The sequence below is a fragment of the Streptomyces sp. NPDC088147 genome (genome assembly GCF_044741565.1).
Lineage (GTDB): Bacteria > Actinomycetota > Actinomycetes > Streptomycetales > Streptomycetaceae > Streptomyces.
This window is the reverse complement of the sequence record NZ_JBIUSY010000010.1, coordinates 113,479-134,767: the sequence shown is the minus strand read 5'-3', so window position 1 is coordinate 134,767 and position 21,289 is coordinate 113,479. Positions and strand designations below refer to the sequence as shown.

Genomic DNA, 21,289 nt, shown 5'->3' with positions numbered 1-21,289 from the left:
GAAGCGCGGCTCAGCGCACCCGGGGCTGCGGGGGTGTGCCGCCGGCCATGAGGGGCGAGCGGGCCAGTTCCACACAGCCCGCGGCGATCACGGCGACCCCGATGAGTTCGGGCAGCAGCCACCAGCCGGAGCGCAGGCTCTCGCCGAAGAGCGTCACCCCGTACGTGATGCTGATCAGCGCGTCGCCGAGGGTGAGCATCGGCTGGGACGCGACCAGGGCGCCGGCCTGGAGTGCGTTCTGGAGCAGGAACAGCGCCCCCACCCCGGCGACCGCCATGCCGTAGAGCTGCCAGGCGGTCACCAGCGCGAGGACGCCCCCGCCGTCGTCCAGCCGGGACACGGCGTCCTTCATCAGCGCGGCGGTCAGCGCGTATCCGCAGGCGGCGGCGAGACCGAGGGCCGCGGCACGCGCGTTGCCGTGCAGCCGCCGCGACCAGATGATCAGTACGGCCTCGAAGACCCCGGTGACGATCAGGGCGGGGACCCAGGCGTACCCGGGGACGCTCTCGCTGCCACCGCCGGGCGCGGCGGCGGCCATGCCCAGGGCGAGACCGCAGGTCACCGCCGCCACGCCCAGCCAGGCCGACCGGGTCAGCCGGACGCGGAAGGTACAGCTCGCGATCAGCAGGGTGACGGGCAGCTCGATGACGAAGATCGGCTGGACCACCGCGATCGGCCCCGTGGCGAGCGCCACCGCCTGGCACACCGCGGCCACGAGCACCAGCCCGATCCCCGCCAGCCACACCTTCTTCCGCAGCAGGTGCTTGATCAGCGAGAGACGCATCGCCTCGGCGTCGGGCACGGTGGACGCGGCGCGGCGCTGGAGCACCGAGGCGGAGCCGTTGCTGATCGCGGTCAGTACGGCGAACAGGACACTGATCACCGGTCCATCATGCGGCTGAGGGGTTCCGGAGGGGCTCTCATACCGGCGCGCGCGGTCCGGGGCGGGGCCGAACGAGGGACGCCGGTGCCATCCGCCCTCGATAGACTCGCACCGTCGGCGCTCCGTGCGCCGGAGGCGGCCGGGAGAGAGCCGCCCGGACCACTTGGCGAGCCGGGGACCACCGGCGAGGAAGACACGGGACCCGTGGCACGCAGACACCGCACCCCGCCGCCCTCGCCCCTCCCCCAGCGGGACGGGATCGATCCGGTGCGGCTCCGGCTGCCCGTCGACGAGGAGAGCGCGTGGGCGACCGTGCGGGATCATCTGGTCGCGCGGTTCGGTGAGGCCATCGGGGCGGGCCGGGTCGACGCGATGTTCCGGGAGGGGCGGTTCGTCGGGGTGGACGGGCCGGTGGCGGCGGCGGAGCCGTATGCCGCCGGGCGGTACCTCTGGTTCCACCGGGACTTCGCCGCCGAGGAGCCGGTGCCGTTCGGGATCGGGATCGTGTACCGCGACGAGCGGATCGTCGTCGCCGACAAGCCGCACTTCCTGGCCACGACCCCGCGCGGCCGGCATATCACCGACACCGCGCTGGCCCGGCTCCGGCGGGATCTCGGACTGCCCGCGTTGCAGCCCGCGCACCGGCTCGACCGGCTCACGGCCGGGCTCACGCTCTTCGTCGTACGGGCCGGCGACCGGGGCGCGTACCAGACGCTGTTCCGGGACCGGCTGGTGCGCAAGGAGTACGAGGCGGTCGCGCCGTACGATCCCGCCGTGGCGCTGCCGGTCACGGTGCGCAGCCGGATCGAGAAGGAGCGCGGGGTGCTGGCGGCGCGGGAGGTCCCCGGCGAGCCGAATGCCGAGAGCCGGATCGAGAGGGTGGAGCTGCGGGGCGGGTTGGGCCGGTACCGGCTGTCGCCGGCCACCGGCCGAACCCATCAGCTGCGGGTCCATATGAACCGTCTGGGGCTGCCGATCCTGAACGACCCGGTGTATCCGGTGGTCCGGGAGGAAGACTCCGACGACTACGGGGCGCCGTTGCAACTCCTCGCGAAGGTGCTGGAGTTCACCGATCCGGTGACGGGCGAGCCGCACCGGTTCGAAAGCCGGCTCGCCCTGTCCCGGTGGCCGCGGTCTCAGTGGCCGCGGTCTCAGTGACCGCGCTGAATCCACTCCGCCAGTTGCGGCGCCTCGGCACCGATGGTGGTCGTATCGCCGTGCCCGGTACGGACCACCGTCTCCGGCGGCAGACCGAGCAGCCGGTCCCGGATCGAGTCGATGATGGTCGGGAAGTGCGAGAACGACCGGCCGGTGGCGCCGGGTCCGCCCTGGAAGAGCGTGTCGCCGGTGAAGACCGAGGACAGCTCGGGGGCGTACAGGCAGACCGCGCCCGGGGCGTGCCCGGGGGTGTGGAGCACGGTCAGGGTGGTGCCCGCGACGGTGAGTGCGGCGCCGTCGGTCAGCTCGCCGTCCGGGAGCCGCTCGGGGTGTGTCTGCTTCCAGAGGGGCAGGTCGTCGGGGTGCAGCAGTACGGGCGCGCCGGTGGCGGCGGCGAGGGCCGGTGCCGCGTCGATGTGGTCGTTGTGCGCGTGGGTGCAGACGATGGCGCGCAGTGTGCGGCCGCCGAGCGCGTTCTCGATGGCGGCGGCGTCATGGGCGGCGTCGATGACGATCGCCTCGGTGTCGTCGCCGACGATCCAGACGTTGTTGTCGACGTCCCAGGTGCCGCCGTCGAGCGAGAAGGTGCCGGAGGTGACGAGATGGTCGATGCGGACGGTCATCAGAACACCACCACGGAACGCAGGACATCGCCTTCGTGCATCCGGGCGAACGCCTTCTCGACATCGCCGAGTCCGATGGTCTCGGTGACGAACGCGCCGAGGTCGATCCGGCCCTGCTGGTGCAGGTCGACGAGCATGGGGAAGTCGCGGGACGGCAGACAGTCGCCGTACCAGGAGGACTTGAGGGAGCCGCCGCGGCCGAAGACGTCGATCAGCGGCAGTTCGAGCGTCATCTCGGGGGTGGGGACGCCGACCAGGACGACCGTCCCGGCCAGATCGCGGGCGTAGAAGGCCTGCTTGTACGTCTCCGGGCGGCCGACCGCCTCGATGACGACATCCGCGCCGAACCCGCCGGTCAGCTCGCGGATCGCCTCGACGGGGTCGGTGGAGCGGGAGTTGACGGTGTGCGTGGCGCCCATCGACTTCGCCGTCTCCAGCTTGCGGTCGTCGATGTCGACGGCGATGATCCGGGCCGCGCCCGCGAGGCGCGCGCCGACGACCGCCGCGTCTCCGACACCGCCGCAGCCGATGACCGCGACCGAGTCGCCCCGGCCGACCTGGCCGGTGTTGATGGCGGCGCCGATGCCCGCCATCACACCGCAGCCGAGAAGTCCGGCGACGGCCGGTGAGACGCTCGGGTCGACCTTGGTGCACTGGCCCGACGCGACCAGCGTCTTCTCGGCGAAGGCGCCGATGCCCAGCGCCGGGGAGAGTGCGGTGCCGTCCGTCAGCGTCATCTTCCGCGCCGCGTTGTGGGTGTGGAAACAGTACTGCGGCCGTCCGCGCAGACAGGCCCGGCAGTTGCCGCACACCGCACGCCAGTTGAGGATCACGAAGTCGCCGGGCGCGACATCGGTGACGCCCTCGCCGACCGACTCGACCACGCCCGCGGCCTCATGGCCGAGGAGGAAGGGGAAGTCGTCGTTGATGCCGCCCTGCTTGTAGTGCAGATCCGTATGGCAGACGCCGCACGCCTGCACCTTCACCACGGCCTCGCCGGGACCGGGGTCCGGTACGACGATCGTCTCGACCCTCACCGGCTCGTTCCTGCCGGGGGCGACGACCCCCTGCACCTGCTGCGCCATTGCCAGGACCTGCCTTTCCTCACACTGTCACACGCTCGGACGCTCACACACCGAGCGTTCGTCATCCCCCACTATCCCGTGCCGAATCGCCCTACCGTACCCAAGCGCGTGCGAGGGGAGGTACGCGCGGTCAGGGCGCCAGTACGTCCAGCTCCTCCAGGGCGCCGACGGCGATTTCCCTGGTGAGTTCCTCGGCGCGCACGGCGTCGCCCTCCCGTACCGCTTCGGCGACCTGGACATGGAGGGTCACGGCGGCCGGGTCCGGGTCGTCGAACATCACCTGGTGGTGCGTACGTCCGGTGAGGACCTCGGCGACCACGTCGCCGAGGCGGGCGAACATCTCGTTGCCCGACGCGTTCAGCACCACCCGGTGGAAGGCGATGTCATGGACGAGATACTCCTCCAGCCGCCGCCCCCGGGAGGTGGCGACCATGCCGAGGGCCTGCTCGGTGAGAGCGGCGCACTGCTCGGGCGTGGCGTGCCGGGCGGCGAGCCCCGCGGCGACCGGTTCGACCGCGGAGCGCAGCACGGTCAGCGAGCGCAGCTGACGGGGCCGGTCGGAGCCGGCGAGGCGCCAGCGGATGACGCGCGGATCGTAGACGTTCCACTCCTCGGTGGGGCGTACGGTCACGCCCACCCGGCGCCGGGACTCCACCAGATGCATGGATTCGAGGACGCGGACCACCTCGCGGACGACGGTGCGCGAGACATCGAAGCGCTGGGCCACCTCGTCCGTGCGCACCACACTGCCCTGCGGGTACTCGCCCGCGGTGATGGCGAGGCCGAGAGTGTCCAGGACACGGGTATGCAAGCCCCGGCCTTCACCTTCAGTGGTCATGGGACAACCCTACGGGCCGCACCCCTCCCAGATTAAGTACGACGTTTACATCACAGCCTCTTGAATAAGTCGTACCTAATAGGTTTCAGTAGCGCGACGGCCCGATGCCAGGGACGGACTGAAGCCGATGTCGAGGAAGACAGCGAGGCATGCGATGAGCACCCCCCACGTCGTCGTGGTGATGGGCGTGGCAGGAACCGGCAAGACCACGGTCGGCCCCCTGCTCGCCGCCGCACTGGGCGTCCCGTACGCCGAGGGCGACGATTTCCACCCGCCCGGGAACATCGCGAAGATGTCCGCCGGCACCCCGCTCGACGACGCGGACCGCCTGCCCTGGCTGGACGCCATCGGGGCCTGGGCACACAGCAGGTCCGGGCTCGGCGGTGTGGTGAGCAGCTCCGCGCTCAAGCGCGCCTACCGGGACCGGCTGCGGTCGGCCGCGCCGGGCGCCGTCTTCCTCCACCTCACCGGCGACCGGCCGTTGATCGAATCCCGGATGTCGGAGCGCAAGGGGCACTTCATGCCCACCGCGCTGCTGGACTCGCAGTTCGCCGCCCTGGAGAACCTGGGCGCGGACGAAGCGGGCGTGGCCGTCGACGTGTCCGGCACCCCCGAAGAAATCACCGACCGGGCCGTCGCCGCGCTGCGCCGGCTCGAAAGCTGAAGGAAGTTCCCGTGACTCCCGTGACCAGTCTCAGTGTCGAGACGCTGGCAGCGGACGCAGCCGAACCGATCACCTCGGCGGGCAACGCGCAGCTGGGCATAGCGGTTCTCGCCGGTATCGCCGTCATCGTCCTGCTCATCACCGTCTTCAAACTCCATGCCTTCCTGGCCCTGACCCTCGGCTCGCTGGCGCTCGGCGCCTTCGCGGGCGCCCCGCTGGACAAGGTCATCACCAGCTTCACCACCGGCCTCGGCTCCACGGTCGCGGGGGTGGGCGTACTGATCGCGCTCGGCGCGATACTCGGCAAGCTGCTCGCCGACTCGGGCGGCGCCGACCAGATCGTCGATACGATCCTCGCCAGGGCGAGCGGGCGCGCCATGCCATGGGCGATGGTCCTGATCGCCTCGGTGATCGGCCTGCCGCTCTTCTTCGAGGTCGGCATCGTGCTGCTGATCCCGGTCGTCCTGCTGGTCGCCAAGCGCGGCAACTACTCCCTGATGCGGATCGGCGTCCCGGCGCTGGCCGGGCTCTCCGTGATGCACGGTCTGATCCCGCCGCACCCCGGGCCGCTGGTCGCGATCGACGCCCTCGGCGCCAACCTCGGTGTGACGCTGGCGCTCGGTGTGGTCGTCGCGATCCCGACCGTGATCATCGCGGGCCCGCTGTTCTCCCGGTACGCGGCGCGCTGGGTGGACATCCCGGCCCCCGACGCGATGGTGCCGCAGCGCACCTCGGACGACCTGGAGACCCGGCCGAGCTTCGCCGCGACCGTCTCCACCGTGCTGCTGCCGGTCGTGCTGATGCTGGGCAAGGCGCTGGTGGACATCGTCGTGGACGATCCGGAGAACACCGTCCAGCGTGTGGCGGATGTCGTCGGCTCCCCGCTGATCGCGCTGCTCGCCGCCGTACTCGTCGGCATCTTCACGCTGGGCCGCGCGGCCGGGTTCACCAAGGGCCGGATCTCCTCGACCGTCGAGAAGTCGCTCGCCCCGATCGCGGGCGTGCTGATGATCGTCGGCGCGGGCGGTGGCTTCAAGCAGACGCTGATCGACTCGGGCGTGGGCCAGATGGTCCTGGACATATCCAAGGACTGGTCGATCCCCGCGCTGCTGCTGGCCTGGCTGATCGCGGTGGCGATCCGGCTGGCGACCGGCTCGGCGACCGTGGCGACGATCTCGGCGGCCGGACTGGTGGCGCCGCTCGCGGCGGACATGTCGACGGCGCACGCGGCGCTGCTGGTGCTGGCGATCGGCGCGGGCTCGCTCTTCTTCAGCCATGTGAACGACGCCGGGTTCTGGCTGGTGAAGGAGTACTTCGGGATGAGCGTCGGCCAGACGCTGAAGACCTGGTCGGTGATGGAGACGATCATCTCCGTGGTCGGGCTCGGCTTCGTCCTGCTGCTCTCGCTGGTGTTGTAGCCGCGTCGCTGCCGCGGGTCCCCGGCGTCCGGGCGGGGCGGGTCACTCCTCTTTCCACCGGGGGTGCTCCCGCTCCGCCCACGCGCGGTCCACCGACCCGGTGCGCATCCCGCGCCGCGCCTGCGGATCGCCGTACGCCATCCTGATGTGCCCGGCGAGCACGACGCCGATGGCCAGGGCGAGCCAGTCGTGGACGAACGTGGCGCTCGTACGCCACAGGACCGGCGCGAGACCGGTGAACCACATGAGCAGGCCGGTGCCGAGCATCACCAGCACGGCGCCCGCGATCCACCCCGCGTAGAGCTTCTGCCCCGCGTTGAACTTGCCCGCCGGCCGCGCCCCGGGCCGGGCGTCGCGCCGCCGTACCGCGCGCAGCCACTCCGTGTCGTACGGCAGGAACCGGTTGAGCCGGCGCAGATCGGCGCGCAGCGCCCGGGAGGCGAGGCCGAGCAGGAGGGGCACGGGCAGCAGCAGCCCCGACCACTCGTGGAGCGTGACGACGAGAGCGCGGCGGCCGACGAGTTCGGCGAGCTGGGGTACGTAGAGACAGGCCGCGGTCGCCACGCACAGCAGCATCAGCGCGCCGGTGACGCGGTGCACCCAGCGCTCCGCCCGGCTGAAGCGCCGTATCCGCCCGGTCGCGCCGGGGGCCGGGGGCTCAGACGGTGGGGGTGTCGCCCCGGCCGTTGGACCGGCCGACCCAGGCGTCGACGTCATAGCCGCGCTCCTCCCAGTAGCCGGGCCTGACGTCGGAGGTGACGGAGATCCCGGAGAGCCACTTCGCCGACTTGTAGAAGTACATCGGCGCCACATAGAGCCGGACCGGGCCGCCGTGGGCGTGCTCGATCGGGGCGTCCCGCATCCTGAGCGCGACCATCACATCGGCACGGCGGGCCTGCTGGAGGGTGAGGCTCTCGCTGTACGCGCCGTCGAAGCAGGTGAAGCGGACCGCCCTGGCATCGGGCCGTACCCCGGCCGCGTCGAGGAGCCGCGAGAGCCGTACGCCCTCGAAGGGGGTGTGCGGGACGCGCCAGCCGGTCACGCACTGCACATCGCGCACGATCCGGGTCTGCGGCAGCGCGCGCAGCGCGTCGAGGGTGTAGGTGGCGGGCCGGTCGACCAGTCCGCCGACCGTCAGCCGGTAGGTGTCCGGGCCCTTGCGGGGTACGGAGCCGGTGACCGAGTAGTAGCGGAAGCCGCCGCCGTTGGGCAGGAGTCCGGTCAGACCGGTCGGGTCCTTGTCCGCGGCCGAGCCGAGGAAGGCTTCGAGACCGCGCTGGAGATACGGCGCCGTGACGAGTCCGGCGGCGCCGAGGCCGAGCATGGAGAGCACCAGGCGCCGTCCTACCGGCGTGCCCTCGGACTCTCTTGGTTGATGGGTCACGCATCGAGGAGAACACCCGCGGCCCCGTGAAAGCCAGGGACCGCGGGTGTTCGTCATACTTTCGTCAGCAGCGTGCTCCCGCGCGTACGCGTACGCGCGGAAGGAAGTGCGGGAGCGTGCCCGGTCCGCCGCGCGGCGGGGCCGTCACACCGCGGCCCTCGTCTCCGACTCGGCCGCCTTCTCCAGCTGGAACGCCTCGTTGCCGAGCCCGATCCGGGCGTGCACCTCCGGCTTGACCGAGCGCAGCACCAGCCCGTACACCACCCCGCCGATCAGCGCGAGGGCGATGATCCCCGGCAGCACCCAGCTGAGCGCGGAGCCGGGCCCGGACGCGACGAGGATGTCGAAGTCCTTGACGGTGTAGACGGCGATGGTCAGCAGCGCGATGCCCGCGAGCCCGGAGGCCACCAGCCGCGCGGCCTGATGGCGCGCCGCTCCCCGCCGTACGAAGAAGACGATGACGGCGAAGGAGGCCGCGGCCATCAGCACGATGACCCCGAGCGCGCCGATGTTGCCCATCCAGGTGAAGAGATGGAGCACCGGGGCCGTCGGGTCGCCGACCGGCTTGTCGTCGGTGAGGGCGAAGGCCAGGATGACGGCGATCGAGACCGCGGATTGCAGCACGGAGCCCGAGGCGGGCGCGCCGCTGGACGTGTGGGTGCGGCCGAAGGCGGCGGGCAGCAGCCCTTCGCGGCCCATCGCGAAGGCGTAGCGCGCGACGACATTGTGGAAGCTGAGCAGCGCGGCGAACATCCCGGTCACGAACAGGACGTGCAGGACGTCGGTGAAGGTGGCGCCCAGCCGGCTCTCGGTGAGTCCGAAGAGCAGTCCCGGCCCCTGCTCCCCCGCGGCGGCGACGACCGAGCCGGGCCCCGCCGCGACGGTCACGGCCCAGGCGCTGAAGGCCAGGAACAGCGCGGCGTAGCCGACCGCCAGGAACATCACACGGGAGACGACGACGTGCGGCCGGCTTGTCTCCTCGGCGTAGACGGGGGCCTGTTCGAAGCCGACGAAGGCGGCGATGCAGAAGCAGAGCGCGGTCCCGAGTCCCGCGCCGGTGAGGGTGTCGGGGTTGAAGGCGGCCAGGGACATGCCCTCCGTGCCCGGATCGGCGAGCGCCGCGATGTCGAAGATCACGACCAGTGCGCACTCGATGATCAGCAGGACGCCGAGCACCTTGGCGTTGAGGTCGATCTTCAGCCAGCCGAGCAGACCGACGAGCGCGGCGGCGACGAGCGCCGGGATCCACCAGGCCACGGTCAGGTCGAGATAGGTGGCGAGGAGCCCGGAGACCTCGAAGCCGAGGATCCCGTAGATGCCGACCTGCATGGCGCTGTACGCGACGAGGGCGACGAGCGAGGCACCGGCGCCCGCGGTCGGGCCGAGACCGCGGGCGATGTACGCGTAGAACGCTCCGGCGTTGTGCACATGCCGGCTCATCTCCGCGTACCCGAAGCTGAACAGCACGAGGACGACGCCGAGGATCACGTAGAGCAGGGGCTGGCCGACGATGCCCATGACACCGAAGACCGTCGGCATGACACCGGCGACGACGAGCATCGGCGCGCTCGCGGCGAGCACGGAGAGCAGCAGGCCCACCGTGCCGAGCCGGCCGGCGCGCAGCGCCCGTTCCTGCCCCTTGTACGTGTTGATCTCAAGCTCGCTCGTGCTCGGTCTGCCCGTCGACATGACAGGGGGGTCCTTTCGGAACTCGGTGGTGCTTCAGGCGGAGCCGAGCGCGGCGGCGCGCGCGGCGAGGAACGCTGTGCGGGGGTCCCGGTCCGGGTAGGACCAGGGGGCTGCGGTGTTGTGCGGGCCGATCCGCTGGAACAGCGCGGCGGCCTCGGCGAACCGCCCGTCGTGGAACTGCGCGTGGGCGAGGAAGTTGAGGTCGACCCGGGAGCGCGGATGCTCCTCGGCCTCCCACTCCAGCCACCAGTCGAAAGCGACCTTGAGCACCTGCCGGGCGCGGCGTCCGGTCCAGTGGCCGGAGGCCGCGGGCTCGCGCGGCTCGTGTCCGGCCGCGGCGAGGACGCGGTAGCGCTCGGCGTGGGCGACCACGGGCAGGATGGCGAGCGGCGAGTCGGCGGGGGCCTGTTCCGCGGCCCAGGCCGCGAAGTCGTACACCTCGTGCAACGGGTCCTGGCCGGCGTCCGGATGGCGCTCCGCGAGCCGTGCCGCCATCAGGTGGTGCGCGTGGTGGTGGTCCGGGTGCCGGGTCCTGACCTCGTCGAAGAGCCGTGAGGTCTCGTCCTCCGTGCCGAGCGTGCGGGCCAGCAGCAGGAGTCCGAGCCAGGGGGTGGGATCGGCCGGGGCCCGTCGGACGGCTTCGCGGCAGGCGTCCCGCGCGCGCTGTTCCTTCTCTTTGCCGCGCAGTGCGCCGACGACCGTGGCGCAGGCGAGCAGGGTGGCCGCGTCCGCGCTGTCCGGTTCGGCGAGGAGCCAGTCGCGGGTCCAGGCGGCGGCGCCGGAGGCTCGTGCGAGGACGACGACGCGGTGGCCTCGCCGGTCCCAGTCGTCGCCGGTCTCGGCGAGCAGGGTGCGCGCCTCGGACCAGCGGCCCTGGGCCAGTTGGTCGCGTACGGCGCCGAGTCGGGCGTCGTCGAGGGCCGGATCGAAGAACTGGCCGGAGCGGGAGCCCCGTCTTCGCGAGCGGCCCAGGGGTGGTGGCGGAGGCGGGGACATCCGCGGGAATCCTCCAGGGCACATGAACGAGCGTTGATCGCGGACAGCCAAGCGGTAGGTAACGCTTTCCGTCAAGGGGTGTCTTGATGCGAAGTGCGCCAACTGTCCCGCCGTCCCGCACCGTTGGTCCCTCTTTGCGACCCGCTCCGTTCCGCCCGGCGCCCTGTCCGCCGTTACCGGACCGCTTTCGCCGCCGCCCGGCCCGCCGTACGGCCCGAGAAGACGCAGCCGCCGAGAAACGTTCCCTCCAGGGAGCGGTAGCCGTGGACGCCGCCGCCGCCGAAGCCCGCCGCCTCGCCCGCCGCGTAGACACCGGGCAGCGGGGCGCCCGCCGCGGTCAGGACGCGGGACGACAGATCGGTCTCCAGGCCGCCGAGCGACTTACGGGTCAGGATGTTCAGCCGTACGGCGATCAGCGGGCCCGCCGCCGGGTCGAGCAGGCGGTGCGGGGCGGCCGTACGGATCAGCTTGTCGCCCAGATACCTGCGGGCGCCCCGGACCGCCATGACCTGGAGGTCCTTGGTGAAGGGGTTGGCGATCTCGCGGTCGCGCGCGGTGATCTCGCGGCGCAGCCCATCCTCGTCGATCAGTCCGTCCCCGGTGAGGGCGTTCATTCCGCGCACCAGCGCGCCCAGGTCCTTCTCCACGACGAAGTCCGCGCCGTTGTCCATGAACGCCTTCACCGGCCCGGGGACGTCGGCGCGCGCCCGCCCGATGACCCCGCGGACGGACTTCCCCGTCAGATCGGGGTTCTGCTCGGACCCGGAGAGCGCGAACTCCTTGCCGATGATGCGCTGGTCGAGGACGAACCAGGTGTACTCGTATCCGGAGCGCATGATGTGCTCCAGCGTGCCGAGCGTGTCGAAGCCGGGGAAGAGCGGTACGGGCAGCCGCCGGCCGCGCGCGTCCAGCCAGAGCGAGGACGGGCCGGGCAGGATACGGATGCCGTGCCCGGCCCAGATCGGGTCCCAGTTCTGGATGCCCTCGGTGTAGTGCCACATCCGGTCCCGGTTGATGTGCCGGGCGCCGACCGCCTCCGTGATGCCGAGCATCAGTCCGTCGACGTGCGCGGGGACGCCGGAGAGCATCGTGCGCGGCGGGGTGCCGAGCCGCTCGGGCCACTGGGCGCGCACCAGCTCGTGATTGCCGCCGATGCCCCCCGAAGTGACGATCACCGCCTGCGCCTTGAACGCGAAGGCGCCGGTGGCCGTACGGCTGCTCGCGGTGCCGCGCGCGGCCTCGCTGGGCTCCAGGATCTCGCCGTTCACGGTGTCCACCACGCCCGCGGTGGTGGCGAGTCCGGTGACGCGGTGGCGGAAACGGAACGTCACGAGCCCCTTCGCGACGCCCGCGCGCACCCGCCGTTCGAACGGCTCGACCACCCCGGGCCCGGTGCCCCAGGTGATGTGGAAGCGCGGCACGGAATTGCCGTGTCCGGTCGCGTCGTACCCGCCGCGCTCCGCCCAGCCGACCACCGGGAAGAACCGCATGCCCTGCCCGTGCAGCCAGGCCCGCTTCTCGCCCGCCGCGAAGTCGACGTACGCCTCGGCCCACTTGCGCGGCCAGTGGTCGTCCTCGGGGCGGTCGAACCCCGCTGTACCGAGCCAGTCCTGGAGGGCCAGGTCCCGGCTGTCCTTGATCCGCATCCGGCGCTGCTCGGGCGAGTCCACGAGGAACAGACCGCCGAAGGACCAGTGCGCCTGGCCGCCGATCGACCGCTCGGGCTCCTGGTCGAGGACGATGACGGAGCGGCCCGCGTCCACCAGCTCGGCGGCGGCCACCAGGCCCGCGAGCCCCGCCCCGATCACGATCACATCAGCGTCGTACGCCATGACTGCCATCCTTCGCGTGCGGGATCGGTGAGGCCCGGGTGGTCCGATCTTCCGTACGCGCGAGTAACGCGTCAACTGGTTGGATGGTGTTCATGAGCGCCGCTGACGAGATCCTGGACGTCGTCGACGAGGACGACAACGTCGTCGGGCGGGCGCCACGCGGCGAGGTGTACGCGCGGGGCCTGCGCCATCGCGCCGTGTTCGTGCTCGCGCGGGACGCGGAGGGCCGGGTCTTCGTCCATCGCAGAACCGCGGTGAAACTGGTCTTCCCCTCGCTGTACGACATGTTCGTGGGCGGTGTCGTCGGCGCGGGCGAGAGCTACGACGACGCGGCGCTGCGGGAGGCCGAGGAGGAGCTGGGCGTGTCGGGGCTGCCCCGGCCCGTACCGCTGTTCACGTTCCTGTACGAGTCCGCCGACGGGCCCGGGGCCGGGAGCTGGTGGTCGCGGGTGTACGAGGTGCGCTGCACGCTGCCGGTGCGGCCACAGGCGGAGGAGGTCGCCTGGTACGACTTCCTTCCGGAGCCGGAGCTGGAGCGCCGGGTCGGTCGCGGTCCGGACGGCTGGGAGTGGGCACCGGACGGGCTCGCGGCGTACGAGCGGCTCCGCGCGCTCCGCGCGTAGGGTGCGGCACGTGAACGACTTTCTGCGCGGCCTGCGGCTGTGGGTCACGCCCAGCCGTGTCGCCGAGGAGGGCGAAACCCCCGACTACCGTTTCTCGCTCGCCAACGAGCGCACCTTCCTGGCCTGGATCCGTACGGCGCTCGCGCTGGTGGGCGGCGGGTTCGCGGTCGATCAGTTCCTGCCGGACCTGCGCTGGGGCGTACGGGTCGGGCTCGCGGTGGCGCTGCTCGCGGCGGGCGCGCTGTGCGCGCTGCGCGCGGTGAACCACTGGGTGCGGTGCGAGCGGGCGATGCGGCGCAAGGAGGATCTGCCCGTCTCCGCCTTTCCGACGCTGCTGAGTCTGGCGGTGGGGCTGGTCGCCGTCGCGATGCTGGTCATCGTGGTGCTGGGGTGGGCCGGCTGATGACCGCACCGGCCGGGGGCGGAGACGGAGACGGGGCCGGGAGGGACGGGGGCAGGGGCGCGGACGGAGACGGGGCCAGGGGCGGAGACGGGGCCGGGGGCGGCGCGCCGGTCAGGGATCCGGGGCTCCAGCCCGAGCGGACCCGGCTGGCCTGGCGGCGTACGACGCTCTCCTGCACGGTGGTCGCCGTGCTCGCGGCCCGGCAGGCGATCCATGGCGGCGCCACGGCGGCCGGACTGGCCGGCGCCGCGCTCAGCGCCCTGGTCTGGCTGGCCTTTCTGGCGGTGGCACACCGCCGCACACTGGCGCTGGCCGCCGCCGTGCCGGGGCCGCTTCCGTCGCGCGCGGCGATCGCCGCGGCGGGCTGCACGATCCTGCTGGCCCTGTTCGCGGTGGGGGTCCTGGCCTGACGGCGGCGCAGGGAGGCATCAAACGGGCACGACGCCACGGCGGCGTCCCCGGGGAAGTCGTCAACTGGCAGGATCGCCCCGTCCGTTCACTCGTGCACCAAGGGGTCCGATGCCTGCCACCGATCCGTATCTCGTCCGACTGGCACCCGACGTGCATGCCTACGTCCAGCCGGACGGCGGCTGGTGCCTCAACAACGCCGGGTTCGTCAGCGACGGGGAGACGACGCTTCTCATCGACACCGCCGCCACCGAACACCGCGCGCTGCTGCTGCGGGAGGCGATCCGGACGACCGGCGCCCCGCTTCCCCGGATCCTCGTCAATACGCACTTCCACGGCGATCACACCTACGGCAACGCTCAGTTCGTGCCCGAGGCGACCGTCATCGGCCATGACACCTGTCGCGACGAGCAGTCGGCCGCCGGCCATGAACTCCGGCTGATCTGGCCGGAGACGGACTTCGGCGACATCCCGATCACTCTGCCGGCCGTGACGTACCACGACCGGCTGACGCTCCACGTCGGCGGGACCGAGGTGCGGGTGATCCACCCGGGCGTGGCGCACACCCGGGGCGACTCGATCGTGCACCTGCCGGAGCGCGGCATCGTCTTCACCGGCGATCTGGCCTTCCAGGGCGGTACGCCGTTCATCCTGGCGGGCTCACTGAGCGGATCCCTCCGGGCGCTGGATCTGCTGCGCTCGCTCGACGCGAGCGTCGTCGTACCGGGGCACGGTCCGGTCACCGACCCGTCCGTGTTCGACGCGACGGAGGAGTATCTGCGGTACGTGTCCGAGCTGGCCCTGGAGGGCCACACCAAGGGCCTCACCCCGCTGGAGACGGCGCGCACCGCCGATCTCGGGACGTTCGCCGCACTGCGGGAGAGCGAGCGGCTGGTGGTCAATCTGCACCGGGCGTACGCGGAGCTGGACGGGCTGCCCGAGGGTTCGCCGCTGGCCCTGCTCACCGTGGCCACCGACATGGCCGCGATGAACGGCGGCGCGATCCCGGCCTGCCACGCCTGACCGGCCACGCCCGGCCTGCCACGCCTGACCGGTCCGGCCTGCCCCGAACCGGCCGGTCGAGGGCCCCGGCACCGGCCGGTTCGGGGCCCGGCACCGGCCGGCCGGGGGGTCACGCACTGGACGACATACCGACTGGTCGGCATCATGAGTCATCGGTATCGGTCACGACCACCCACGGAGGTACGCACGATGAGCCCAGTCCCCCCGCCAGGACTCGATCCCGAGCAGCTGCGCGGCTATCTCGACCGCGCGCTTCCCGGCCTGGTGAGCGGACCGCTCGGCGTACGGCTGATCGAGGGCGGCCGGTCGAATCTGACGTACACCGTCACCGATTCCGCCGAACCCGCCCGCCGGTGGGTGGTCCGCCGGCCGCCGCTCGGTCATGTGCTGGCCACCGCGCACGACATGAGGCGCGAGTACCGCGTGATCGAGGCGCTGCACCCGACAGCCGTGCCGGTGCCGGAACCGCTGCTGCTCTGCGAGGACGAGTCCGTGCTCGGCGCCCCCTTCTACGTGATGGAGTACGTGGCGGGCACGCCGTACCGTACGGCCGAGCAACTCGCCCCGCTCGGACCCGGGCGCACCCGCGCCGCCGTCCTGGCGCTGGTCGACACCCTCGTCGAGCTGCACGCCGTCGACCCGGCGGCGGTCGGGCTGGGCGACTTCGGCCGCCCCGACGGATTCCTCGGCCGGCAGCTGCGCCGCTGGGGCAAGCAGCTCGACGCCTCCCGCGCCCGCGAGCTGGCCGGTATCGACGAGCTGCACGCGGCCCTCGGCCGGTCGCTGCCCGTCTCCCCCGCGCCCACCGTGGTCCATGGCGACTACCGGCTCGACAATGTCCTGATCGGTGAGGACGACCGGATCAAGGCCGTACTGGACTGGGAGATGTCCACGCTCGGCGATCCGCTCACCGACCTGGGGCTGCTGGTGATGTACAGCGCGCGGCTGGAGCTGCCCGGGTCCCCGATCAGTACGACGGCCGGGGCGGCGGGCCATCCCGCGCCCGCCGAGCTGATCGAGCGGTACGCCGCGGGCTCGGGCCGGGACACCTCGGCGATCTCCTGGTACACGGCGTTCGCCTGGTTCAAGCTCGCCGTGATCCTGGAGGGCATCCACTACCGCTACACCCTGGGACAGACCGTGGGGCCCGGCTTCGACCGGATCGGCGCTCTCGTACCCGTCTTCATCCGGCACGGCCTCACCACCCTCCAGGAAGGCTGAGTACCCCTCATGGACTTCGCATTCGACGCCCGCACCGAAGAGCTGCGGGCCAGGCTGCTCGCCTTCATGGACGCGTATGTCCTGCCCGCCGAGGCGGTGGCGGAGGAGCAGCGGTCGCTGCTGGCCGATCCCTGGGACACCCCGGCGGTCGTCGAGGACCTCAAGGCGGAGGCGCGCGCCCAGGGCCTGTGGAATCTCTTCTTCGTGGACGAGCACGGCGCGCCGGGCACGGGATACGGCGCCGGGCTGACCAATCTCCAGTACGCGCCGCTCGCCGAGATCACCGGACGCTCCCCGCAGCTGGCCCCCACCGCACTGAACTGCGCCGCGCCCGACACCGGGAACATGGAGGTGCTCGCCCAGTTCGGCACCCCCGAACAGAAGAAGCGGTGGCTGGAGCCGCTGCTCGCGGGCGAGATCCGGTCGGCGTTCGCCATGACCGAACCCGACGTGGCCTCGTCGGACGCGACGAACATCCAGACGCTGATCCGACGGGACGGCGACGACTACGTCATCAACGGCCGCAAGTGGTACATCTCCGGGGCGATGAACCCGGACTGCGCGATCTTCATCGTGATGGGCAAGACCGATCCGGACGGCGAGGACATCCGCCGCCAGCAGTCGATGATCCTGGTCCCGCGCGACACCCCGGGGCTCGAAGTCCGCCGCGCCATGCGGGTGTACGGATACGAGGACCACTACCACGGCGGCCATGCCGAGGTGGTGTTCGACAACGTGCGGGTGCCCGCCTCGCATCTCGTCGGCGAGGAGGGCGGCGGTTTCGCGATCGCGCAGGCCCGGCTCGGCCCCGGCCGGATCCACCACTGCATGCGGCTGATCGGGATGGCCGAGCGGGCGATCGAGCTGATGTGCCGCAGGGCCGTGTCCCGTACGGCGTTCGGAAAGCCGATCGCCCAGCAGGGAGTCGTCCAGAACTGGATCGCGGACGCCCGGGTGACGGTCGAACAGCTGCGGCTGCTCGTACTCAAGACGGCCTGGCTGATGGACACGGTCGGCAACCGGGGCGCGCACACCGAGATCCAGGCCATCAAGATCGCCACCCCGCGCGCGGTCGTCGGCATCATCGACTCGGCCGTCCAGTTGCATGGCGCGGGCGGCGTGAGCCAGGACTTCCCGCTGGCCGAACTGTGGGCCGCGGCGCGGACCTTGCGGCTGGCGGACGGTCCCGACGAGGTGCATCAGCGGTCGCTGGCGCGGCGGGAGCTGAAGAAGTACCTCTGAGCCCGCCGAGGCGCCCGGGATCGGACCTGGACGAGTGCGTCCGGCGCGGGCCCGGGGGATCTCAGGACCCCCAGGACCCCCAGACCCTCAGGACCCTCAGGACCTCGGAACCCCCAGGAATCTCAGGGGTCCGGCGACGGTGGGGGGAGCAGGCCGAGGGACTGGGCGCGCATGACCGCGGAGAGCCGGTCGCAGGTGCCCAGCCTGCGGTAGATCCCCTCGATGTGTTTGTGGACGGTACGCGGCGAGATGTGCAGCCGGCGGGCGATCGCCGTGGCGGGCATGGCCTGCGCGAGCAGTGTGAGGACCGTGAGCTGACGCGGTGTGAGCCCCGCCTCCGCCGCCCGCTCGACCGGGTCGGTGACGGAGGCGACACGGGACGGGGCGCGACAGGAGGGAGCGGCGCGGGTGGCGGCGGCGCGCCATCGCGCGAGGGCCCTGTAGTGGCGGTCGATGCTGACCAGAAGGGGCTGGACGCGGCGGGCGTACGCCAGCTCCTCGGCCGTGAAGTCGTCCTGCGCGTGGTGCAGTACGAAGCCCCTCGCGACCCCGGCCGGGGCGGGCAGCGGAATCCCGAGCATATGGGCGCCGAGGGTCTGCCGGGCCAGGCGGTGGCTCCGGCTGCGCAGCCAGGAGCGCTCCCCCATGATCTGGCTCGCGGACAGCGGGGTGTGGTCGCGGGCGGAGGTGTAGTGGGCCACGAGGGGGTTGTCCGCGCGGAGCTGGCGGGTGGTCAGTCCGTCCAGATAGTCCTGCGAGAGCGCGTGCGCGGACTTCCACGCCACCACACGGCCGGTCCGCTTCGCGTAGCTGGCGTGGGAGAGCGAGACGGCCGACGCGTGCATGCCCCGGGCCAGTTCGGCGAGGACCGAGGACCAGGCGGGCTCCGGGTCCGGGTGTTCCAGAACCGCGACGGCCAGACCGAGCATATGGGCGTAGTCACGCCACAGGACAGACCCCATCGACACCCCGCACCCCCGACGGCCGGTGATGGCCGTACGCACCGACTCCGATACTCTCCGTGTTCATACTGCCGTATCCGTCGCCCGATGGGTAGATCGGCCGAGGGCGGACCGGCATCACAACAGCGGGCTCCCGGGGACTCGCGCACAGCCGCCGCCCCGGGAGCCCTGGGCCGAGGGGGGTGCCCGCCGGTGGAGATGCCGCGGCCACGGCAACTCCAGCGGCGCCCTTCGGCCCGTCACGCCTTCGGGCCGTCGCTCCGTCCGGCCTTCACGCCACGGGAGCCACCGGCCGTCAGGCCGTCAGCAGGGCACGACGTAGAAGACCCCCGTCCACGTGGCCGTGCCGGTCTGGGGCGCCCTGGAGGTCCAGCGGATGCTGCGGTCGGAGTTCAGGAACCTCGCGGTGGTACCGCGCGTCTGGTTGTTGTTGAACGTGCCGTCCCCGACCCAGGGCAGGCTGTACGTCCCGCACCGGTAGTAGTCGCGCGAGTCGCCGGGCCGGTAGAGACAGAGGTGTCCGTACGCGCAGGCGGCGGGCGCCCGGCCGCTCGCTCCCGGCCCGGCCAGGTCGCGGGCGTACCGCTGGCCGGGAGCGGCGACGACGAGGTCGCCGCCCCGGGTCGCGATCCTGTTGGCGGAGACCTGCCTGCCGCCCGGCTCTTCGGCCAGATAGCCGTCGACCCGACCCTGGAGCTCGCTCGCCTGGGCGGGCGTCAGCCCGGCCCGTTGCGTCTGCGCGGCGAACGGCGCCTGAGCGGTGACCGGCGTCTGCGCGGTGACCGCCTGGCGGCCGACGTCCTGAGAAGTCCGCGCCCCGGCGGTCGGGGCCGTCATCAGTCCGGCCGCGAGCGTGCCGGCGGCGAAGACGCCGACCGTGGCCCTCAGCATGAACGTGCGGATCTTGTTCATTGATCCCCCTGAGTCAGGTACGAGTGGTCGGATACGCGGAACACTTCACGTTCCGTAGACCGAACGACACTCATAGTGACCATGGCGTGGATCGCCCGCAATGCGTACAAGTACGTATGGGCGTGCAACTGCCGCCGGTGCGGGGGGCGTTGGGGCGCCGGCCTAAGGACGCAGCGCCCGCAGCAGCAGATCCGCGAGGTGGTCCGCGACCTGCTGCGGGGCGAGCGGGCCGTCCGGGCGGTACCAGGTGGAGAGATGGTGGACCGAGCCGAAGTGGTAGTCCACCACCAGATCGGCCGGGGTCGCGGTGGAGAAGACCCCGCTCCGCTGGCCCTCCTCGATCAGCGCGCGGAACCGCTCGTGATAGCGGCGGCGCTCGGCCCGTACCTGCTTGTTCTTCTCCGGGCTCAGATGGTGCATGGAGCGGAAGAAGATCGCGGCGTCGTCCAGGTTGTCGATCGTCGTCACGACCACGTCGGCGGCGGCGGCCCGCAGTCGCCGCTCCACCGGCTCGTCCGCGTCCGCGTAGGCGTCGAGACGTTCCTGCTGGAGGCGGAGGACGCGGGCGTAGACCTCCTGGAGCAGGTCTTCCTTGGAGCCGAAGTAGTGGTAGAGCGCGCCCTTGGTGACACCCGCCGCCTCGACGATCTCCTGGACCGAGGTGCGGTCGTAGCCGCGCTCGGCGAAGAGCCGGGTAGCGGCGGCCAGCAGTCGCTGAGGCACGGGGGTACCGTCCCCGTCCGTCGTTCTGGCCATCTGCCGTCACCTGCCTTTCGCTCCGTGCCGTCCCCGTACCGACCCCGTGCCGTCCCCGGTCCGCGGCGCCCACGGTGACGCTCACGACGGGGAACGCGGTTCCCGCCCGAGGATCTTCCCATCCGCCGCCCCGGGCGGCTCGGGCAGGATCGCGGCGCCGCGATCCTGCCCGGGACCGCCGTCCGCGCGGGCCCGCCCGGTCACCGCGCCGCGGACTCGCCCGGTCCGATCGCTTCCCACTTCTGCTGGACGCGGTTCATCGTGGCGAGCCAGCGGTCGGGGTCACCGGCGCGCGCCTGGTAGAAGCCCGCCACCTCGGGATGCGGCAGGACGAGGAACCGGTCCTCCGCCATCGCCGTGAACAGCGCGTCGGCCACGGCGGGCGGCTCGATGGCGGTGGGGGTGAGCACGAGGTCGCCGGCGGTTCCGGTCGCGGCGAGCATGTCCGTACGCACACCCTGCGGACAGATGGCGTGCACCTTGAGCCCGCGGTGCCGGTACGTCAGCGAGAGCCACTCCGCGTAGGCCAGCGCACCGTGCTTGGTGACGCTGTACGGGGCCGCGCCGATCATGGTGAGCAGTCCGGCGGCGGAGACGGTGGAGACGAACCTGCCGCTTCCGCGCTCCAGCCAGTCCGGCAGCAGCGCCCTGCTGGCCCGTACGTGCGCCATGACGTTGACGTCCCAGGCGTCCGACCAGACGTCCTCGCCGGAGAGCGCGTCACCGGCGGAGCCGAGTCCGGCGTTGGCGCAGTAGATGTCGACGGTGCCGCCGAGCGCCTCGCGGGCGTCGTCCACGATCAGGGAGGCGTCGCCGGGGACCGCGACGGCGCCGATCTCCGCGGCGACGGACGCGGCCTTCTCCGCGTCGAGGTCGTTGACCACCACCCGGGCGCCCTCGGCGGCGAACCGGCGGGCCAGCGCGGCGCCGATGCCGCCGCCGGCTCCTGTCACCACAACTCCCGCACCGTGCACCGAACTCATCGGGACCTGCCTTTCCGGCGTTCCGGTTCCTCGCCGACGGCCGCGTCGGCGCTCTCGACGACCTCGTCGCCCCCGACAGACTAACCGGTCGGTATGTGACGGTGGAAGGGGAGGAACGGGACGGGGGCGGCGACGCGGCGATGTGGTCGGACGCGTTCCGTGCGGCTACAGGGAGCGCTAGCGTGC

General features: G+C 72.0%; 22 protein-coding genes. 9 read left to right on the top strand and 13 right to left on the bottom strand.

Annotated elements, in window-relative coordinates; translation table 11 throughout:
- Positions 1 to 10: 10 nt before the first annotated feature.
- Positions 11 to 883: a DMT family transporter gene (locus ACIOGX_RS31635; RefSeq protein ID WP_401918085.1), complete on the bottom strand. Its 873-nt coding sequence runs from the start codon at positions 881 to 883 to the stop codon at positions 11 to 13.
- Positions 884 to 1,087: 204 nt separating this feature from the next.
- Here ACIOGX_RS31635 and ACIOGX_RS31630 point away from each other — a divergent pair, with 204 nt between their 5' ends.
- Positions 1,088 to 2,041: a pseudouridine synthase gene (locus tag ACIOGX_RS31630; protein ID WP_401918083.1), complete on the top strand. Its 954-nt coding sequence runs from the start codon at positions 1,088 to 1,090 to the stop codon at positions 2,039 to 2,041.
- Here the strand turns inward: ACIOGX_RS31630 and ACIOGX_RS31625 are convergent.
- The 3 genes from ACIOGX_RS31625 to ACIOGX_RS31615 all read right to left on the bottom strand — a co-directional run bounded on the left by ACIOGX_RS31625 (position 2,035) and on the right by ACIOGX_RS31615 (position 4,587).
- Entirely contained in the window at positions 2,035 to 2,664 is a 630-nt protein-coding gene (locus tag ACIOGX_RS31625; RefSeq protein ID WP_356514190.1) for an MBL fold metallo-hydrolase, read from the bottom strand. The genes ACIOGX_RS31630 and ACIOGX_RS31625 overlap by 7 nt on opposite strands.
- Positions 2,664 to 3,749 (bottom strand): S-(hydroxymethyl)mycothiol dehydrogenase, encoded by a 1,086-nt coding sequence (locus ACIOGX_RS31620; protein ID WP_401764827.1) that lies wholly within the window; start codon positions 3,747 to 3,749, stop codon positions 2,664 to 2,666. The genes ACIOGX_RS31625 and ACIOGX_RS31620 overlap by 1 nt, the downstream gene beginning before the upstream one ends.
- A 130-nt stretch (positions 3,750 to 3,879) precedes the next feature.
- Entirely contained in the window at positions 3,880 to 4,587 is a 708-nt protein-coding gene (locus ACIOGX_RS31615) for an FCD domain-containing protein (RefSeq protein ID WP_356514194.1), read from the bottom strand.
- A 154-nt stretch (positions 4,588 to 4,741) separates the two neighbouring features.
- On the opposite strand from ACIOGX_RS31615, the gene ACIOGX_RS31610 reads away from it, so the two are divergent.
- Positions 4,742 to 5,251, top strand: a complete 510-nt coding sequence (locus tag ACIOGX_RS31610; RefSeq protein ID WP_356514196.1) for a gluconokinase — start codon at positions 4,742 to 4,744, stop codon at positions 5,249 to 5,251.
- A 20-nt stretch (positions 5,252 to 5,271) separates the two neighbouring features.
- Positions 5,272 to 6,669, top strand: coding sequence for a gluconate:H+ symporter (locus ACIOGX_RS31605; protein ID WP_401918080.1), 1,398 nt, complete (start codon positions 5,272 to 5,274; stop codon positions 6,667 to 6,669).
- Positions 6,670 to 6,711: 42 nt separating this feature from the next.
- On the opposite strand, the gene ACIOGX_RS31600 is transcribed toward ACIOGX_RS31605, so the two are convergent.
- The 5 genes from ACIOGX_RS31600 to ACIOGX_RS31580 form a co-directional block, all read right to left on the bottom strand.
- Positions 6,712 to 7,386 carry a cytochrome b/b6 domain-containing protein gene (locus ACIOGX_RS31600; protein ID WP_356514200.1) on the bottom strand — a complete coding sequence of 225 codons (675 nt, stop codon included), beginning with the start codon at positions 7,384 to 7,386 and terminating at the stop codon, positions 6,712 to 6,714.
- On the bottom strand, positions 7,328 to 7,993 hold the full coding sequence (locus ACIOGX_RS31595; protein WP_356514255.1) for a molybdopterin-dependent oxidoreductase: 666 nt from the start codon (positions 7,991 to 7,993) through the stop codon (positions 7,328 to 7,330). The genes ACIOGX_RS31600 and ACIOGX_RS31595 overlap by 59 nt, the downstream gene beginning before the upstream one ends.
- A gap of 204 nt (positions 7,994 to 8,197) precedes the next feature.
- Positions 8,198 to 9,742, bottom strand: coding sequence for an APC family permease (locus ACIOGX_RS31590; protein ID WP_383960753.1), 1,545 nt, complete (start codon positions 9,740 to 9,742; stop codon positions 8,198 to 8,200).
- 33 nt (positions 9,743 to 9,775) lie between these two features.
- A complete protein-coding gene (locus ACIOGX_RS31585; protein ID WP_356514204.1) occupies positions 9,776 to 10,738 on the bottom strand; it encodes a hypothetical protein in 963 nt (320 codons plus the stop codon).
- A 173-nt stretch (positions 10,739 to 10,911) separates the two neighbouring features.
- Positions 10,912 to 12,570: an FAD-binding dehydrogenase gene (locus ACIOGX_RS31580; protein WP_401918077.1), complete on the bottom strand. Its 1,659-nt coding sequence runs from the start codon at positions 12,568 to 12,570 to the stop codon at positions 10,912 to 10,914.
- A gap of 92 nt (positions 12,571 to 12,662) precedes the next feature.
- Between ACIOGX_RS31580 and ACIOGX_RS31575 the strand changes: the two genes are divergently transcribed.
- From ACIOGX_RS31575 to ACIOGX_RS31550, 6 genes are all read left to right on the top strand, one after another.
- Positions 12,663 to 13,193 (top strand): NUDIX hydrolase, encoded by a 531-nt coding sequence (locus ACIOGX_RS31575; RefSeq protein WP_401918075.1) that lies wholly within the window; start codon positions 12,663 to 12,665, stop codon positions 13,191 to 13,193.
- 10 nt (positions 13,194 to 13,203) lie between these two features.
- Positions 13,204 to 13,596 carry a DUF202 domain-containing protein gene (locus tag ACIOGX_RS31570; protein WP_356514210.1) on the top strand — a complete coding sequence of 131 codons (393 nt, stop codon included), beginning with the start codon at positions 13,204 to 13,206 and terminating at the stop codon, positions 13,594 to 13,596.
- Complete coding sequence (locus tag ACIOGX_RS31565; RefSeq protein WP_401918073.1) at positions 13,596 to 14,006, top strand: DUF202 domain-containing protein; 411 nt, start codon at positions 13,596 to 13,598, stop codon at positions 14,004 to 14,006. The genes ACIOGX_RS31570 and ACIOGX_RS31565 overlap by 1 nt, the downstream gene beginning before the upstream one ends.
- Before the next feature lie 109 nt (positions 14,007 to 14,115).
- Positions 14,116 to 15,027 carry an MBL fold metallo-hydrolase gene (locus ACIOGX_RS31560; protein ID WP_356514212.1) on the top strand — a complete coding sequence of 304 codons (912 nt, stop codon included), beginning with the start codon at positions 14,116 to 14,118 and terminating at the stop codon, positions 15,025 to 15,027.
- A gap of 189 nt (positions 15,028 to 15,216) precedes the next feature.
- Positions 15,217 to 16,248: a phosphotransferase family protein gene (locus tag ACIOGX_RS31555; protein ID WP_401918071.1), complete on the top strand. Its 1,032-nt coding sequence runs from the start codon at positions 15,217 to 15,219 to the stop codon at positions 16,246 to 16,248.
- Positions 16,249 to 16,257: 9 nt separating this feature from the next.
- Complete coding sequence (locus ACIOGX_RS31550; RefSeq protein ID WP_401918069.1) at positions 16,258 to 17,490, top strand: acyl-CoA dehydrogenase family protein; 1,233 nt, start codon at positions 16,258 to 16,260, stop codon at positions 17,488 to 17,490.
- Between the two features lie 122 nt (positions 17,491 to 17,612).
- Here ACIOGX_RS31550 and ACIOGX_RS31545 read toward each other — a convergent pair whose 3' ends face one another.
- From ACIOGX_RS31545 to ACIOGX_RS31530, 4 genes are all read right to left on the bottom strand, one after another.
- Positions 17,613 to 18,452, bottom strand: coding sequence for a LuxR C-terminal-related transcriptional regulator (locus tag ACIOGX_RS31545; protein WP_356514218.1), 840 nt, complete (start codon positions 18,450 to 18,452; stop codon positions 17,613 to 17,615).
- Between the two features lie 303 nt (positions 18,453 to 18,755).
- The gene (locus tag ACIOGX_RS31540) at positions 18,756 to 19,364 is read right to left on the bottom strand and encodes a hypothetical protein (RefSeq protein WP_356514220.1); all 609 of its coding nucleotides are present in this window, start codon (positions 19,362 to 19,364) and stop codon (positions 18,756 to 18,758) included.
- A 162-nt stretch (positions 19,365 to 19,526) separates the two neighbouring features.
- On the bottom strand, positions 19,527 to 20,120 hold the full coding sequence (locus ACIOGX_RS31535) for a TetR/AcrR family transcriptional regulator (RefSeq protein WP_129772556.1): 594 nt from the start codon (positions 20,118 to 20,120) through the stop codon (positions 19,527 to 19,529).
- 200 nt (positions 20,121 to 20,320) lie between these two features.
- Positions 20,321 to 21,103, bottom strand: coding sequence for an SDR family oxidoreductase (locus tag ACIOGX_RS31530; protein WP_401918066.1), 783 nt, complete (start codon positions 21,101 to 21,103; stop codon positions 20,321 to 20,323).
- Between the last annotated feature and the right edge of the window lie 186 nt (positions 21,104 to 21,289).

Bases quoted from the DNA above. Each gene is read 5' to 3' on its own strand.
- ACIOGX_RS31620 (WP_401764827.1), bottom strand. From the start codon at position 3,749: ATGGCGCAGCAGGTGCAGGGGGTCGTCGCCCCCGGCAGGAACGAGCCG.
- ACIOGX_RS31610 (WP_356514196.1), top strand. From the start codon at position 4,742: ATGAGCACCCCCCACGTCGTCGTGGTGATGGGCGTGGCAGGAACCGGC.
- ACIOGX_RS31600 (WP_356514200.1), bottom strand. From the start codon at position 7,386: ATGACGTCGACGCCTGGGTCGGCCGGTCCAACGGCCGGGGCGACACCC.
- ACIOGX_RS31590 (WP_383960753.1), bottom strand. From the start codon at position 9,742: ATGTCGACGGGCAGACCGAGCACGAGCGAGCTTGAGATCAACACGTAC.
- ACIOGX_RS31545 (WP_356514218.1), bottom strand. From the start codon at position 18,452: ATGGGGTCTGTCCTGTGGCGTGACTACGCCCATATGCTCGGTCTGGCC.
- ACIOGX_RS31615 (WP_356514194.1), bottom strand. From the start codon at position 4,587: ATGACCACTGAAGGTGAAGGCCGGGGCTTGCATACCCGTGTCCTGGAC.
- ACIOGX_RS31535 (WP_129772556.1), bottom strand. From the start codon at position 20,120: ATGGCCAGAACGACGGACGGGGACGGTACCCCCGTGCCTCAGCGACTG.
- ACIOGX_RS31580 (WP_401918077.1), bottom strand. From the start codon at position 12,570: ATGGCGTACGACGCTGATGTGATCGTGATCGGGGCGGGGCTCGCGGGC.
- ACIOGX_RS31530 (WP_401918066.1), bottom strand. From the start codon at position 21,103: ATGAGTTCGGTGCACGGTGCGGGAGTTGTGGTGACAGGAGCCGGCGGC.
- ACIOGX_RS31575 (WP_401918075.1), top strand. From the start codon at position 12,663: ATGAGCGCCGCTGACGAGATCCTGGACGTCGTCGACGAGGACGACAAC.
- ACIOGX_RS31585 (WP_356514204.1), bottom strand. From the start codon at position 10,738: ATGTCCCCGCCTCCGCCACCACCCCTGGGCCGCTCGCGAAGACGGGGC.
- ACIOGX_RS31555 (WP_401918071.1), top strand. From the start codon at position 15,217: ATGAGCCCAGTCCCCCCGCCAGGACTCGATCCCGAGCAGCTGCGCGGC.
- ACIOGX_RS31595 (WP_356514255.1), bottom strand. From the start codon at position 7,993: ATGCTCGGCCTCGGCGCCGCCGGACTCGTCACGGCGCCGTATCTCCAG.
- ACIOGX_RS31550 (WP_401918069.1), top strand. From the start codon at position 16,258: ATGGACTTCGCATTCGACGCCCGCACCGAAGAGCTGCGGGCCAGGCTG.
- ACIOGX_RS31565 (WP_401918073.1), top strand. From the start codon at position 13,596: ATGACCGCACCGGCCGGGGGCGGAGACGGAGACGGGGCCGGGAGGGAC.
- ACIOGX_RS31560 (WP_356514212.1), top strand. From the start codon at position 14,116: ATGCCTGCCACCGATCCGTATCTCGTCCGACTGGCACCCGACGTGCAT.
- ACIOGX_RS31625 (WP_356514190.1), bottom strand. From the start codon at position 2,664: ATGACCGTCCGCATCGACCATCTCGTCACCTCCGGCACCTTCTCGCTC.
- ACIOGX_RS31540 (WP_356514220.1), bottom strand. From the start codon at position 19,364: ATGAACAAGATCCGCACGTTCATGCTGAGGGCCACGGTCGGCGTCTTC.